General features: G+C 57.5%; 15 protein-coding genes and 1 other RNA gene. 9 read left to right on the top strand and 7 right to left on the bottom strand.

Going from position 1 to position 15117, the window contains the following annotated elements; translation table 11 throughout:
• Nucleotides 1-10: 10 nt before the first annotated feature.
• Nucleotides 11-322, bottom strand: coding sequence for a DUF3301 domain-containing protein (locus tag EL386_RS03500; protein ID WP_172597606.1), 312 nt, complete (start codon nucleotides 320-322; stop codon nucleotides 11-13).
• Between the two features lie 67 nt (nucleotides 323-389).
• On the opposite strand from EL386_RS03500, the gene EL386_RS03505 reads away from it, so the two are divergent.
• Nucleotides 390-887, top strand: a complete 498-nt coding sequence (locus EL386_RS03505; protein ID WP_126453482.1) for an O-acetyl-ADP-ribose deacetylase — start codon at nucleotides 390-392, stop codon at nucleotides 885-887.
• 3 nt (nucleotides 888-890) lie between these two features.
• Here the strand turns inward: EL386_RS03505 and bioA are convergent, their stop codons facing one another.
• The 6 genes from bioA to EL386_RS03535 are packed head-to-tail and all read right to left on the bottom strand — an operon-like array spanning nucleotide 891 to nucleotide 7146.
• Nucleotides 891-2165 carry an adenosylmethionine--8-amino-7-oxononanoate transaminase gene (gene bioA / locus EL386_RS03510; protein ID WP_126453484.1) on the bottom strand — a complete coding sequence of 425 codons (1275 nt, stop codon included), beginning with the start codon at nucleotides 2163-2165 and terminating at the stop codon, nucleotides 891-893.
• On the bottom strand, nucleotides 2162-3553 hold the full coding sequence (locus tag EL386_RS03515; protein ID WP_126453487.1) for an FAD-binding oxidoreductase: 1392 nt from the start codon (nucleotides 3551-3553) through the stop codon (nucleotides 2162-2164). The genes bioA and EL386_RS03515 overlap by 4 nt, the downstream gene beginning before the upstream one ends.
• 12 nt (nucleotides 3554-3565) lie before the next feature.
• Nucleotides 3566-4150 carry a BON domain-containing protein gene (locus tag EL386_RS03520; protein ID WP_232020237.1) on the bottom strand — a complete coding sequence of 195 codons (585 nt, stop codon included), beginning with the start codon at nucleotides 4148-4150 and terminating at the stop codon, nucleotides 3566-3568.
• Nucleotides 4151-4154: 4 nt separating this feature from the next.
• Nucleotides 4155-4748 (bottom strand): phosphoheptose isomerase, encoded by a 594-nt coding sequence (locus EL386_RS03525; protein WP_126453489.1) that lies wholly within the window; start codon nucleotides 4746-4748, stop codon nucleotides 4155-4157.
• 50 nt (nucleotides 4749-4798) lie between these two features.
• Nucleotides 4799-5164: a YraN family protein gene (locus EL386_RS03530; protein WP_126453491.1), complete on the bottom strand. Its 366-nt coding sequence runs from the start codon at nucleotides 5162-5164 to the stop codon at nucleotides 4799-4801.
• Between the two features lie 26 nt (nucleotides 5165-5190).
• Complete coding sequence (locus EL386_RS03535) at nucleotides 5191-7146, bottom strand: penicillin-binding protein activator (protein ID WP_126453492.1); 1956 nt, start codon at nucleotides 7144-7146, stop codon at nucleotides 5191-5193.
• Nucleotides 7147-7182: 36 nt separating this feature from the next.
• Between EL386_RS03535 and rsmI the strand changes: the two genes are divergently transcribed.
• The 8 genes from rsmI (at nucleotide 7183) to EL386_RS03575 (ending at nucleotide 15117) form a co-directional block, all read left to right on the top strand.
• Nucleotides 7183-8049, top strand: a complete 867-nt coding sequence (rsmI, locus tag EL386_RS03540) for a 16S rRNA (cytidine(1402)-2'-O)-methyltransferase (RefSeq protein ID WP_126453494.1) — start codon at nucleotides 7183-7185, stop codon at nucleotides 8047-8049.
• Nucleotides 8050-8130: 81 nt separating this feature from the next.
• An RNA gene (gene rnpB, locus EL386_RS03545) (RNase P RNA component class A) lies at nucleotides 8131-8478 on the top strand.
• Nucleotides 8479-8734: 256 nt separating this feature from the next.
• Nucleotides 8735-9187, top strand: coding sequence for a division/cell wall cluster transcriptional repressor MraZ (gene mraZ, locus EL386_RS03550; RefSeq protein ID WP_126453496.1), 453 nt, complete (start codon nucleotides 8735-8737; stop codon nucleotides 9185-9187).
• 51 nt (nucleotides 9188-9238) lie between these two features.
• Nucleotides 9239-10183, top strand: a complete 945-nt coding sequence (gene rsmH, locus EL386_RS03555) for a 16S rRNA (cytosine(1402)-N(4))-methyltransferase RsmH (protein WP_126453498.1) — start codon at nucleotides 9239-9241, stop codon at nucleotides 10181-10183.
• Nucleotides 10183-10449 carry a cell division protein FtsL gene (gene ftsL, locus EL386_RS03560; RefSeq protein ID WP_126453500.1) on the top strand — a complete coding sequence of 89 codons (267 nt, stop codon included), beginning with the start codon at nucleotides 10183-10185 and terminating at the stop codon, nucleotides 10447-10449. Before rsmH ends, ftsL begins: the two co-directional genes overlap by 1 nt.
• A complete protein-coding gene (locus tag EL386_RS03565) occupies nucleotides 10449-12191 on the top strand; it encodes a peptidoglycan D,D-transpeptidase FtsI family protein (RefSeq protein ID WP_126453502.1) in 1743 nt (580 codons plus the stop codon). The genes ftsL and EL386_RS03565 overlap by 1 nt, the downstream gene beginning before the upstream one ends.
• Nucleotides 12188-13762, top strand: a complete 1575-nt coding sequence (locus tag EL386_RS03570; protein WP_126453504.1) for a UDP-N-acetylmuramoyl-L-alanyl-D-glutamate--2,6-diaminopimelate ligase — start codon at nucleotides 12188-12190, stop codon at nucleotides 13760-13762. Before EL386_RS03565 ends, EL386_RS03570 begins: the two co-directional genes overlap by 4 nt.
• On the top strand, nucleotides 13759-15117 hold the full coding sequence (locus EL386_RS03575) for a UDP-N-acetylmuramoyl-tripeptide--D-alanyl-D-alanine ligase (RefSeq protein ID WP_232020238.1): 1359 nt from the start codon (nucleotides 13759-13761) through the stop codon (nucleotides 15115-15117). The genes EL386_RS03570 and EL386_RS03575 overlap by 4 nt, the downstream gene beginning before the upstream one ends.

A 15117-nucleotide genomic window follows, 5' to 3' on the forward strand; every position in this document is an offset into this window, starting at 1 on the left:
TGACCTGCGCCTATAATAGCGTTCGCTGCCCACCAATAGAGATTTCCACCGGTTGTAGTCCGAGTATCACCAGTGCGCCGTGCTGACGGTGCGCGATGTCATCGCTGTATTCAAAACGGTAAGTGCGTTCAAACACCAGGCGTCCGTTGACATTACGGCGCAGCTTCAGCCTGTCCAGGACCACGGTCTCATCCAGCAGGATCACTGCATGTTTATCACAAAGATGGCGGCACAGGCCCACCCCGAATTCGTGGGCACGACGACTATCAAGCCAGAACCAGATCAAAGCCGAGAAAAGCAGGAGTAAGAGTAAACCATTCATGTGCAGGACATAGACCGGGACAAGGCTGACAGATGGGATTAGTATAAAGCAAAAGGGAGAGAAAACGATGTTGACCGCCCGCCGTGCCGATATTACCACGCTCAAGGTCGATGCCATCGTCAATGCGGCGAATAACAGCCTGCTCGGTGGCGGCGGGGTGGATGGTGCGATTCATCAGGCCGCCGGACCGGAACTGCTGCGCTTTTGCCACCAACTGAATGGCTGTGAGACCGGCGAGGCGAAGATCACCCCGGGCTTTTATTTACCGGCGAAGTGGGTGATCCACACTGTCGGTCCGGTATGGCAGGGTGGTGGAGAGGGTGAAGCCGCCTTGCTGGAAAGTTGTTACCGGCGTTCACTGCAACTGGCGCTGCAGTATGAGGTGAAAACAATTGCCTTGCCCTCCATCAGCACCGGCGTGTATGGCTATCCAAAACAACAGGCGGCAGAGATAGCAGTCAGGGTGATGCGCGAGTATGCAGGCCACTTCGAGGAAATTATTGCCTGTTGTTATAGTGAAGAGGACCTGAAACGCTATCAAGCCCTTATAGAAAGCGAAAGCTAGCGATTACTGTTGAGCAAGCACTTCTGTGACGGTATGCGTGAGCGTGGCTAGGTCCGCATCATTGATAATAAACGGCGGCATCAGGTAAACAAGTTTGCCGAACGGGCGCACCCAGACCCCGGCATGCACAAAGGCCTCGGTAATGGCCTGCATCGCCACCGCCTGCCTCATCTCCACCACGCCGATGGCACCGAGGATACGCACCTCTGCGACCTGTTCCAGTTCGCGGCAAGGGGCAAGACCTCGTTCAAGGCCTTGCTCGAGGCGTTGAATATTTTTTTGCCAGTCTGTCTCAAGCAATAAGCGGATGCTGGTCAGTGCCGCTGTGCAGGCCAGTGGGTTGGCCATGAAGGTGGGGCCGTGCATGAATACCCCGGGTTCACCCGCATCAATGGTCTGACTGACCTGTTCGGTGGTGAGCGTGGCGGCGAGCGTCAGGTAGCCCCCCGTCAGGGCCTTGCCGATGCAGAGGATATCCGGTGTGACATCGGCATGTTCACAGGCAAACAGTTTGCCGGTGCGGCCAAAACCGGTGGCGACCTCGTCAAGGATGAGCAGCACACCATATTGCTCACAGAGCCTGCGTGCACGTTGCAGGTATTCGGCCGAGTAAAACCACATGCCCCCCGCACCCTGCACGATGGGTTCCATGATCAGCGCGGCACAATCATCGGCATGCGCCTTCAGGGCCTGTTCCAGTGGCGCGATGTCTGCATCGCTGCAGGGTTCACCGAAACGACAAGTCGGTTGGTCAACGAAAACCTGCTTTTGCAGGGCGTCCCTGAACAGACTGTGCATACCGGTAACCGGGTCACAGACCGACATGGCGCCGAAGGTGTCACCATGATAGGCCGAGCGCAGGGCGATGAATCGTTGTTTAGTGGTTTTGCCCTTCGCCTGCCAGTACTGGATAGCCATCTTCATGGCCACTTCGACAGATACTGAGCCCGAGTCCGAATAGAACACACTTTGCAGTGCCGGGGGGGTGATGGCGAGTAACTGTTCGGTGAGTCTTATTGCGGGTTCATGGGTCAGGCCGCCGAACATGACATGTGACATATTTTGCAGCTGTGCCTGCAGGGCGGCATTCATCTGTGGCTGGTTGTAACCGTGAATGGCACACCACCACGAGGCCATGCCATCAATGAGTTCGCGACCATCCGCGAGTCTCAGGCGCACCCCGTGGGCGGATTCAACTTTGTAAACCGGCAGATCAGAGTGCATGGCACTGTAGGGGTGCCAGATGTGTTGCTGGTCTGTATTATTTCGCCCGCTCATGATGTCGCCGGCAGGGTTTTGTCGGCATTGAGGATACCGTTCGGGTCAAACTGTCGGCGAATGGCCTGCATCAGTTGCAGTGCTATTGGGTCGAGTTCGCGGGCAATAAAGTCACGTTTCTCGATACCGACACCGTGTTCACCGGAGAGGCTGCCCTCCAGTTTCAGTACCAGGCTGAAGACATCATCAAGACACGCCTGGGCGGCCTGCATCTCCGCCGGGTCATCAGGGTTGACCAGCAGGTTAACGTGGATGTTGCCATTACCGGCATGGCCGAAGTTGACGATCTTGATAGCGTGTTGTGCAGCGAGTTTTTCCAAACCGCTAATCAGTTCGGGTATACGGGATACCGGTACGACGACATCTTCGTTGATCTTCTTCGGGGCGATCTTGCGCAGGGCCGGCGAGAGGGCCTTACGCGTCGCCCACAGTGCAGCGATCTCTTCTTTGCCTTGTGCAACCATGAAGTCCAGCAGGCCATCGTTACTGGCTGCATTGCGCACACTCTCGACCGCGTCGTCGATGCTGGCGGTCGAACCATCGACCTCGATCATCAACAGGGCCCCGGCCTGTTGCGGTAAGTCGGCATCGGAGTAATCACGAATCATGTCGAGCGCGGCATGATCGATAAACTCGAGTGCACAGGGGGTAATGGGCTGTGCCATGATCGCGGCCACGGCCCGGCTGGCGGTCTGGATATCGACGTAAATTGCGCGCAGTGTGCGTTTGGTTTCTGGTAAGGGCGTCAGTTTCAAGGCGGCCTCGGTGATGATGGCAAGTGTGCCTTCCGAGCCGATTAACAGGCGGGTCAGGTCATAGCCGACCACACCCTTGGTGGTGAGGGTGCCGGTACGCAGTTCTTCCCCGGCACCGGTGACGGCACGCAGGCCAAGGGTATTCTCACGCGGGGTACCATACTTTACCGCACGTGGCCCGGCCGAGTTATAGGCCAGGTTGCCACCAATACTGCAAAAGGCGGCACTGGTCGGGTCGGGTGGCCAGAAGAAACCGTGTGCCGCAGCGGCGTCTTGTACGGCCTGGTTGGTGACACCCGGCTCAACGATGATCAAACGGTTATCCGGGTCAATGCGCAGGATGCGGTTCATGCGTTCCAGTGAAAGCACCAGGCCGGCGTGCAGGGGCACGCTCGCACCGGTGGTGCCGGTGCCACGACCACGTGCCGTTAACGCTACCTGGTACTGATTACAAAGACGGACAATCTCCAGGACTTGCTCATGTCGGGTGGCAAATGCCACGGCCTGTGGCAGACTATGGCGGCGGCTGTTGTCATAGCCATAGTTCCAGCATTCGCTCTCGCCAGTGAGTAAATTCTCTGCACCGAGACATTGGCGAAGGGCATGCAGAAAGTCATTGCTTAAGCTCGGCAAGACCCAGGAAACCTAGTTCAAGTACTCGAAGAGTTTGACCACGCGTTGCACACCTTTGACTCTGCGTGATGCCTCAACCACGGTCTCGGCCTCGCTACGCGTAACAATACCCATAAGGAAGACAGTACCGTTCTCACTCACGACCTTGATGCGGGTGGGGTCAAAACCTTCGATATTTTTAATATTGAACAGGTTGGTCTTGACCTTGGTGGTGATCCAGGTATCGCTGCTGCGTGTCAGCATAGAGCTTGGTGCTGCCAGCACCAGTTCGTTATGCACCTTGCGCACTTTGGGAATATCCGAGACCAGCGAAAAGGCCTTGCTGCGCAAGACATCGGTGGGTGCCTCGCCACTGAGCAAAAGGATATTATTGTAAGAAGTGATATTGATATGGCTCTGGTCAAACAGCTCCTTATCGGCGATTAGTCTTTTCGTAGCCTTGAGTTCGATGATCTCATCATCAACAAAGGTACCAGCACTGCGACGGTCATGTGCGATGCTGGCACCAGCAGCGGCACCACCGACAACGACCCCGGCACAGCCCTGCAACAGGGCCACCAGTACTAGAACAGAAACACCGGACAGCATTCTTAACATGGTATTAATTCTCCTGTTTCAGCAATTGCTGATCAATAAGGTCACACAGGCAATGGATGATGAGGATGTGCACTTCCTGTATGCGTGCCGTTGAGCTTGAAGGCACACGGATCTCGATATCATTTTCACCGAGCGCCTCGGCAATGGCACCACCGTCTCGACCACTGAGGATAATACTGCGCATGCCACGTTCCTGTGCTACATGCACGGCCTGCAGGACATTGGCCGAGTGCCCACTGGTGGAAATACCGAGCAGGATATCACCGTTACGGCCGAGTGCACGGACCTGCTTGGCAAAGATTTCATTAAAGTCATAATCGTTGGCAATCGAGGTGATCGTTGAGGCATCGGTGGTCAGGGCGATGGCAGGCAGACCAGGGCGCTCCATTTCAAAACGGTTCAGCATCTCGGAAGAGAAGTGTTGTGCATCGGCAGCAGAACCGCCATTGCCACAACTGAGGACCTTGCCATCGGCGAGCAGGGCGGCAGTAATGCTTGTCGCTGCATGGGCTATTGGCCCGGCGAGCACCTCAACGGCCGCCGTCTTGGTGCGGATGCTGTCTGCAAAGTGTTGTCTTATGCGTTGTTCCGGGTCCACGTTTATCATCCTTCGCCAGTTATTGCCCGTATTATAACGGTTGTCTGCGGCTACGTCCCGAACGCGTTGCGTATCCAGTCGAGTTGCATGTCGGCCCCGGTACCGCTGATGGCAACGACGTCAAAACGTGCCTGGGGCTGGGATTTGAGCGCATGCAAGAGGTAGTGTTCGGCCGTCGCGATCAGGCGTTGTTGCTTGTGCCAGTTTACTGATTCACCGGCACTGCCGAAACGGGCCTGGCGGCGGTAACGGACCTCGACGAAGACCAGGCTTTCCCGGTCACGCATGACCAGGTCGATCTCACCGCGGCGGCAGTGATAATTACGTGTGATCAGGCTCAGCCCCTGGCGGCGCAGATAATCACAGGCCATGTCTTCATAGTGTTTGCCGCTTTCCTGCTGGGGGCTTCGGGGCATCTGACTGTCCTTGTCATTGCCGCTGTTCAGCTCGGCGGCGTTAATGGCACCGGTCTGGTCGGTTCGGGAAGTGTTGCCGGTGTTAATTGTGCGGGCGCGGCCGGCGCGGGTGCCTGCTCAAGCAGGCGGGGTTTCCCATAACGGAATGTCGCCCAGCTCAATTGCCGGCGCAGGCGTTGTTGCTCGTCCATACGCAGACTGCCGGTCTGGCCGCTATAGCGTTCAAAGGGATATTGTTGCAAACGCCGCAGGTGTGGCAGCAGCCGGTAGGCATCCAGACCAAAGGCATACAGGCGGGCATACTTTTCGCTCTCGGCAGGCCAGAGCGCATTAATGGTTGTATGCAGGGGTTCGGTGCGGGCGCCGCTCAGTGTCCACGGCATGTCACCAAAGGTAATCCCGTTCATGTCGCGGTCTTTTTCGGTATCGATATATCCACTATAAACATGCGAGGTAGAATAAACAGGCAGATCACCGGCATGGTAAAACTTGAGCTGTGGTCGAATCTGTCGTGCCTGTTCGGAAAATCCAGCGAGGAAGACAAAATCGACATCCTGACGACGACGGGTTTCAAACTCGATCTTTTGCTTGAGCACCCGTTTCAGGTTTTGGTAACGATCACGGCTGTTATCGACGTTGAACAGGTCACGAATCGATTTTGCATAGTCGACCTTGGCCAGGGGATAGGCCTGCACCTCCACCAGCTTGCCACCGAGTTGTTGCCAGTGTGTGTTAAAGGCGGTGAGTAGGCGTTCACCCCAGTCCGTGTTCGGGTAGAGCATCACCCCCTGACTATGACCATCGAGCCAGATCCGCTCGGCGACCTGGCGTGCCTCGTCTTCCGGTAGCAGGGCAAACTGGTAGAGGCCCTCTTTGTATTGTTCACTTTGTGTATTGTTCAGGGTCAGGGTCGGCACCGTCAGGCTGGGCTGTGCAGCAAGTTTGCTCACGGCGGCCTTGCTCAGTGGGCCAACAATAAATTCGGCACCTTCCGCCACGGCCTGCTGATAGACTGCCTCGATATTGTCTTCATTGGTGTTATAGATACGCAAGCGGATGTTGTCCGCGCCGGGTTTGTCGGCGTAATAGGCGGCAAGAAAACCGTCACGCACGGCGCGGGCGACGTCGGCATACTGACCGCTCAAGGGCAGTAACAGGGCCAGTTGTTTCGGTTGCGGGGTGGTGGCGGCACTGATATTGCGCAGGGTATTGATAAAACGTTGTGCCGCCGGGTGTTGTGGGTGGCGGCTGCGCCATTCCTCGAGTTGGCTGGCATCTCCCTGCCCGCGTTTGTTGATCACGGCCAGTTCCAGCCAGGCACGCAGGGTCCCCGGGGCGCTGGCGGCGTAGAGGCTGCGCAGGCTGGCCTCGGTCAATCTATTCAATTCGGACCAGAGGGCGGCCCGGTTGGCATCCTGTTGCATAGGGTCATCGAGCAGGCTGTCGAGCAGGTCGTAATGGTGTGCGGATTCAAAATGATTCCCGATACGGGCATAGGCCTCAGCCAACATACCCAGAAACTGGCGTTGCTGCGCCCTATCCAGTGGTTGCTGACGCAGTGGCTCGAGTTGTTCCAGCACGGCCGCCGGGCGATGCATGGCCAATTGCAGACGGGCACCGAGCAGCCGGGCGGGCAGGCTGTCGCGTTGCTGGACCTGCACGAGGACATTGGCGGCGGCCTCGGTTTGTCCGTCATCAAGTAAGGACTCACTAGCACGTAACAACAGACCATCCCGTTGTTCTGCCGGGGCCGTCGCGGCCAGTGCCAGCCAGGCCTGGGCGGCGTCGGCGTGCCGCCCCTGCCGGCTGAGGGCCTCGGCCGATTGGGGGGCGGGCTCTTGCCCGGGGAATGAGATATCCGGGACGCCGTCCGGCAGGGTGCAGGCGCTGAGCCCGACGCACAGCAGGGCAGCAAGGACGGTGGCGGGCAAATGCCGCCGGGCAGCAGCGAGGAAACCGGGATGTGATACAGTTGCGATCATGGCTGCACAGTATCTTGGCCCGCTCGAGGCCTGTCAATGAATCCCGGCACACTCTTTGTTGTTGCCACTCCGATTGGGCACCTTGGCGACCTGAGTCCGCGCGCCGCCGAGACCTTGTCACAGGTGGCCGTGATCGCGGCCGAGGATACCCGTGTCAGCCGTCGCCTGTTACAACATATTGGTTGTGATACACCGATGTTGTCCCTGCATGATCACAATGAAAGCCAGCGTGTGGCCGGTCTGCTGGAACGCCTGCAGGCGGGGGATGACGTGGCCCTGATCTCGGATGCCGGTACGCCGCTCATCAGTGACCCGGGTTACACACTGGTGCGCGCCGTGCGCGCGGCCGGGGTCAAGGTGGTGCCGATCCCCGGGCCATCGGCCCTGATCACGGCCTTGTCGGTGGCCGGCCTGCCCACCGACCGCTTCGTTTTCGAGGGTTTTCTTTCCGCCAAGCCCGCCGCCCGCCGTGCGCGCCTGAAAGCGCTGGCGCAGGAAAGCCGTACCCTGATCTTTTATGAATCCCCGCACCGCATCCTCGCCACGCTGGCCGACCTGCGCGATGTGCTGGGTGCCGGTCGCGAGGCCGTGGTCGCGCGTGAACTCACCAAGACCTTTGAGACCCTGCACGGCGATCGGCTAGATGCTTTGTACGAATGGGCGCAGGCCGATAGCAATCAGCAACGTGGTGAGTTTGTGCTCGTGGTGGCCGGCGCCGAGGTCGTGACAGAGGCCCCGGCGGTCGATGAGGCGCATTTGCTCAGTGTCTTGCTGGAGGAGTTGCCGGTCAAGCAGGCGGCCAGCCTGGCCGCGCGGATCACCGGCGGCAAGCGCAACGCCCTCTATAATAAGGCACTGGCCCTGCAAAAGTCGAAATCCCCTGATCCCCCTCGGGTGAGCTAAGCCTGGCGATCGTCGCATCGCCGAATATATTTGCTTTACCGTGAGACCCGTCCGATGTCTGTTTCGGTTATAATAGGTGCGGGAGTCGGCCAGGCGATCGCTGTTCCGCAAGGGATGGAGGAAAGTCCGGGCTCCATAGGGCAGAGTGCCAGGTAACCCCTGGGGGGCGCGAGCCTACGGAAAGTGCCGCAGAAAATATACCGCCTAAGCGACCTCGGTCGCCGGTAAGGGTGAAATGGTGCGGTAAGAGCGCACCGCGCCGCTGGTAACAGTGGTGGCAGGGTAAACCCCACTCGGAGCAAGACCAAATAGGGGAACATCGATGCGGCCCGCATTGTTCCCGGGTAGGTTGCTTGAGGCACGCGGTGACGCGTGACCCAGATGAATGATCGTCCTCGACAGAACCCGGCTTATCGGCCGACTCCCACCTTTCATGTTTTTCTTAATAATCCTCTCTAAGTAATCGATGTAACTTATTGTTTCTATTGAATTGCAAAATTTTTATTGTTGCCTTTTTGCGACGTATTTCACACTCCCCTGAAGCTCGCTAAGTCCTTGTGTGCAAAGCAAGAAATCTACTTGAGAGTGGGGTGGGTCGGCTTGACAGTGCTAGGGTTGAGGCCTATAGTGTAAAGAAGTGGTATAAAGTGGAAATAAATGGATCACAGAGGCGGAGTGGATCGCGGTGTTTCGAGGCGTAAATAACATCACGCTGGATGCAAAGGGTCGCATGGCTATGCCAACGCGATACCGTGAGCGCCTGCAAGAACGTTGTGAGGGCCAACTGGTCATCACCGTCGATCGCGATCACTGTCTGTTGCTGTATCCATTGCCTGAATGGGAAGAGATAGAACGCAAGCTGGTGCGCCTGCCGAGCCTCAACAAACAGGCCCGTCGTCTGCAACGTTTGCTGATCGGGCATGCCACCGAGTGTCAGCTGGATGGCAATGGTCGTGTGTTATTGCCACCGCCACTACGTGAATTCGCCAGCCTTAATCGGCAGGCCGTCCTGATTGGGCAAGGCAACAAGTTCGAGCTTTGGGATGAGCAGGTCTGGACTGAACGCCGCGATGTCTGGTTGGTGGAGGAAGATGACGAGCTTGAAATGCCGGATGAACTGGGATCGCTGTCACTCTAGGCGACGTCGGTGGATGCCGGCCAGGATTGTAAGGGTATAGATGCGGCGTGTATGAGCGGACCAGCAGAAAAAGATTATCACCATAAGCCGGTCATGCTCGAGGCGGTGCTTGACGCCCTGAATATAAAAACCGATGGCGTCTATGTCGATGGCACCTTTGGTCGCGGTGGTCATGCACGGGCGGTGTTGCAGCGACTCGGGCCAAACGGTCGGCTGCTGGCCCTGGACAGGGACCCGCAGGCGGTTGAGGCGGCACAGGCATTGGCAGGGCAGGACGAACGATTCAGCATACAGCGAGGCTCGTTCACGATGTTAAGAACGCTGGTCGAAGACAATGACTTATTGGGCAAGGTCGATGGTTTGTTACTCGACCTGGGTGTCTCGTCTCCGCAGTTGGATGACCCCGAACGTGGCTTCAGTTTCCAGCATGATGGTCCGCTGGATATGCGCATGGATAACGAGAGCGGCCAGTCAGTTGCCGAATGGCTGGCTGAGGCCAGTGAACGTGATATCAGTCAGGTGTTGTTTGATTACGGCGAAGAGCGTCATGGTAAACGTATTGCCCGCGCACTATGCAAGGCACGAAATGAAAATCCGATCACCACAACGGCACAACTGGTCGAGATTATCTCTGCAGCAAATCCTTCACATGAGAAGCACAAACATCCGGCTACGCGCAGTTTTCAGGCCTTCCGTATTTTTATTAATCGCGAGCTGGATGAATTGCATGAAGTGCTTACACAGACACTTGATGTGCTGGCTGTGGGCGGGCGCCTGGCAGTGATCAGTTTTCATTCACTCGAAGACAGGATTGTGAAGCGTTTTATTCGTCAGCAGGTACGTGGCGATGATATGCCGCGTGACCTGCCGGTAACGGCCGATATGCTGAATCCGCGCATGCGCGCCGTTGGCAAGGCAATCTATGCCGATGCGGCCGAGCTTGCCGTGAATCCGCGTGCACGCAGTGCCGTGTTACGCGTGGCGGAGAAGCTCTGATGCAAATACCGGTTGGTATTACCTTACTGGGTGTGGCGGTCATGGTTTCGGCACTGGGTGTGGTCTATAGCCGCCATGAAAGCCGCAAGTTATTTGTCGAGTTGCAGTCCTTGCAGGAGCAACGCGACGAGATGAACGTCGACTGGGGGCGTTTGCAACTGGAGCAAAGTACCTGGACCACACATGGGCGTGTAGCGGCGACCGCACGTGAACGCCTGGATATGGTCGTACCCGAAACCAAGAGTATCAGGATACTCAAATACTGATGACGACATCGGACACACAGCCACTGCGCTATCGTTTTCGCAGCCGCTTCACGCTGGGCCTGTTGCTGCTGGCCGCTGCGTTGCTGGGCTGGCGCATTGTCGATCTGCACGTGCTGCGCCATGACTTTTTACAGGGCCAGGGTGATGCACGCTCGCTGCGTGTGGTCGGCATGGCCGCCCATCGTGGCATGATCACCGATCGGCATGGTGAACCACTGGCGATCAGCACACCGGTAGATTCCATCTGGGCCAACCCCCAGGAATTACTCCTCGAGCGTGAGCGCCTGCCTCAGCTGGCACGCGCCTTAAAGATGGATACTGACAAGCTGCAACAAATACTCGCTTCACGCCGTGGCCGCGAATTTGTTTACCTGCAACGCCATAGTCACCCTGACCTGGCGCAGGATGTGGTGGCTCTCGGTATCGCCGGCGTATCCCTGCAGCGTGAATACCGCCGTTATTACCCGGCAGGTGAGGTCGCCGGTCATCTGATTGGTTTTACCAATATTGATGATGAAGGCCAGGAGGGGATCGAACTGGCCTATGACGACTGGCTGCGTGGCCAGCCGGGTAGCAAGCGCGTACTGAAAGACCGCCTCGGTCGTATTGTTGAGAACGTGGAAAGCATCCGTGTACCGCAGCCGGGTGGTTCCATGGCCCTGAGTATTGACCGACGTATCCAGTATCTCGCCTATAGCGAACTCAAGGCTGCGGTACAAAAGCACAAGGCCCGTTCCGGCTCAGCCGTGGTGCTGGATATCAAGACCGGTGAAGTCCTGGCCATGGTCAATCAGCCGGCCTTTAACCCGAATAATCGTCGTAACCTGCGTGGTGATCGTTACCGTAACCGTGCGGTGACCGATGTCTTTGAGCCGGGTTCAACCATGAAGCCTTTTACTATTGCGGCAGCGCTCGAATCCGGAAAGTTCAAGGCAAGTACACAGATCCAGACCGCACCGGGCCATTACATGCTTGGCGCGAATACGGTCAAAGACAGTAAAAACTACGGTTTGATCGATGTGGCAACGGTGCTGCAAAAATCCAGCAATGTCGGCGCCAGCAAGATGGCGCTGGCCTTAACCGCTGAGCAACAGTGGGATATGTTGAACCGGGTCGGCTTTGGTGAGATCACAAGCAGTGGTTTCCCCGGGGAGTCGAGTGGCCTGTTAACCGAGTTCCGTAAGTGGCGCGATATCGACCGTGCGACGTTGTCGTTTGGCTATGGGCTCTCTGCGACCTTATTACAGTTGGCGCAGGCCTATAGCGTGTTTGCCACGGATGGTTATCAGCGTCCGCTTTCATTGCAACGTGTCGATGATATTGAGGCCGTGACGGCAAATCAGCAACGTGTGATGGATGAAGACGTGGCTATCCAGGTCCGTCACATGCTGGAGCGCGTGGTAGAACCAGGCGGTACAGCGACGCGTGCCGCCGTGCCGGGTTACCGGGTGGCGGGCAAGACCGGCACGGTGCGCAAGTCCGGTATTGGTGGTTATGTTGAAGAACGTTACCTGTCGCTGTTTGCGGGTCTGGCACCGGTGAGTCACCCGCGCCTGGTGATGGTGGTGATGGTGAACGAGCCGAGTAATGGTGATTATTATGGTGGCGTGGTCGCGGCGCCGGTCTTTGCCAATGTTATGGCCGGTGCCTTGCGCCTGCTGAATATCGCCCCGGATGCCCTGCCGGAATCTACTGAACAGATGATGGCGGCTGCAGGTTACGTTGCCGGAGGTCGGCCATGATGACCGTCGTACAGCCCCCCGTGCGGGCCTACCCCTTGGCCAGTCTGCTGGCGGACCTGGCCGAGCGTGACATCACGGTAAGTTGTGATGTCACGGGCATGAGCCTGAACAGCGACCAGATTCAAAGCGGAGACCTGTTCCTTGCCTGTGCGGGGTTGCGCAGTCATGGTCTGCAATACGCCGAGTCTGCTGTGAAAAAAGGTGCCGTGGCGATTGCCTATGAAACGCCGAGTGAACAACAACTACAGGGTCAGCTGGGCGAGATACTCGTGCCTTTGCAGGGCCTGGGCATTCCGCTGGTGGCGGTGAAGGAGTTGAGCATCAAGGTGGGCGTGATCGCTGAGCGTTTTTATGGCCAGCCCTCACAGGCCATGCACGTGATTGGTATCACGGGCACTAATGGCAAGACTTCATGCAGTCACTTCCTCGCCAGCCTGTTGTCTACTGCGCGCGCTCCCTGTGGCCTGATCGGCACCCTGGGTAATGGCAAATTCGGTCAATTGACAAGCACTACCCACACGACACCCGATGCCGTGACCCTGCACAAGCTGTTTGCCGAGATGCGCGATGATGGCCTGGAGTATGTGTGCATGGAGGTCTCGTCACATGGTCTCGAGCAGGGGCGTGTCAGTGGTGTGAGCTTTGACACGGCCGTATTTACCAACCTGACTCGTGATCACCTCGATTACCACGGCGATATGGAAAATTATGCCCGCAGTAAACAATTGCTGTTTGAGCAGGCCGGGCTGCGCTATGCGGTGATCAATGCCGATGATGCCTTTGGTCGTGAGTTATTGATCAGCCTGCCGGATAGTGTGCAGTCGGTGGCCTATAGCCTCAGCGAAGAAGGCAATGCCGAGTCGACGGAGTTGCGTCACAGCGTTATGCACCTGGGTTGTGTGCAGGGTAGTGACCTGCACTTCAGCGGCGATGGCATGTCCGTGCAGGTCAGCAGCCCCTGGGGTGATGGTGAATTGCAAAGCCCACTGTTTGGTCGCTTCAATGCCAGCAATGTACTGGCGGTAATGGCCGTGGCCCTGTTAACCGGTATGCGGTTACCCAGTGTGCTGGCGGGGATACAGCAGTTACAGAGTGTGCCGGGTCGCATGCAGAAGATCGAGTCGGCAAAGGGACAACCCATGGTTGTCGTCGACTATGCACATAGCCCGGATGCCCTGGAGCAGGCACTGAGCGCCCTGCGGGTGCACTGCCGGAGTGAATTGTATTGTGTATTTGGTTGCGGGGGGGATCGGGACCGTGGCAAGCGCCCCCTGATGGGCAGTGTTGCCGAGCAATGGGCCGACCACATTATCCTCACCGATGATAATCCGCGTAGCGAAGACAGTCGGGCGATCATTGAAGACATCCGTGGAGGCATCCAGAACACCGACAAGCTGCATATCGAGACTGATCGACGTGCTGCCATCGCCTACGCCATTGCCCGTGCAGGGAGCAGCGACATTATCCTGGTTGCCGGCAAGGGGCATGAGAATTATCAATTGATCGGTGATCAGCGTTTGCCGTTTAACGATGCAGAAGTGATCGCCGAATGCCTCGGGGGTGACCAGTGAACGCCTGCAGCATGCAGCTTTCAGAGGCCGCCAGCGTGCTGGGTGTGCCGTATCAGGGCACCGATGTGCACTTCAAGGGCGTCAGTACCGATACACGCAGCGTGCAACGGGGTGAATTATTTATTGCCTTGCAGGGTGAGCATTTTGATGCCCATGCGTTTATCGCCGAGGCCACCGCCAGTGGCGCCGTGGCCATAGTGGTCAGTCGCCCGGTCGAGACCGGGGTGCCGGTCTTGCTCGTCGAGGATACCCGCCAGGCACTCGGCAGCCTGGCAAGTGCCTGGCGAGATCGTTTTCACATCCCGCTGGTGGCGATCACCGGCAGCAATGGCAAGACCACGGTCAAGGAAATGATCGCCGCTATCCTGCGTGTGAAGGGCCAACCACTGGTGACAGTGGGCAACCTGAACAATGATATTGGTGTGCCCATGACCCTGTTGCGGCTGGATGTCACTCATAGCCATGCGGTGATTGAAATGGGTGCCAACCATGCCGGTGAGATCGCCTACCTTGCCTCGCTGGCGAAGCCGGCTGTTGGCGTGGTCACCAATGCCATGTCGGCCCACCTCGAAGGTTTTGGCGGCCTTGATGGCGTGGCCCGGGCCAAGGGTGAAATGTTCGAGGCCCTGAGCGAGTCGGCGACGGCCGTCATCAATGCCGATGATCACTACGCGGATTACTGGTGCGAGCGGGCCAAACCGGCGCAGGTGCTGCGTTTTGGTATTCAACAGTCCGCCGAGGTGTCTGCCAGTGAGATCGAATTCAACTTGGCGGACTGGCAGACCTGCTTTGTCCTGCAAACCCCGCAGGGTCGTATCGATATCCGTCTGCCCCTGGTGGGCCAGCACAACGTTATGAATGCCCTCGCTGCCAGTGCGGCGAGTCTGGCAGTGGGTGTGTCTTTAGAAGAGGTGCGCGATGGTTTGCTGAACATGCAAAACGTCAAGGGCCGTTTACGCGCGCAGACAGCCAGCAATGGTGCAATGCTTATTGATGACACCTATAACGCCAATCCCTCTTCATTGCAGGCCGGTCTGGATGTGCTGGAGATGATGCCGGGTAAACGTGTGCTGGTACTGGGCGACATGGGTGAACTGGGTGAAGAGGCCATCAGCCTGCATGAGGGTGTCGCCGCGCAGGCGCGCGAGGCCAATGTCCAGTTTCTCTATGCACTGGGAGAGAACAGCCGCTATGCCGTTGAGGCCTTTGGTGTCGGGGGGCAGCACTTTACGGAACATGATGACTTGCTACAGGCATTGCGGGAACAGCTGGATGAAAACTGCGTAGTGTTGATCAAGGGCTCACGTCTCATGCAGATGGAACGTATCGTCACCGGTTTGCTGGAGGAAGTGTAG

It is taken from the genome of Sulfuriflexus mobilis (assembly GCF_003967195.1).
In the GTDB taxonomy this organism is placed as follows: Bacteria; Pseudomonadota; Gammaproteobacteria; order AKS1; family AKS1; genus Sulfuriflexus; species Sulfuriflexus mobilis.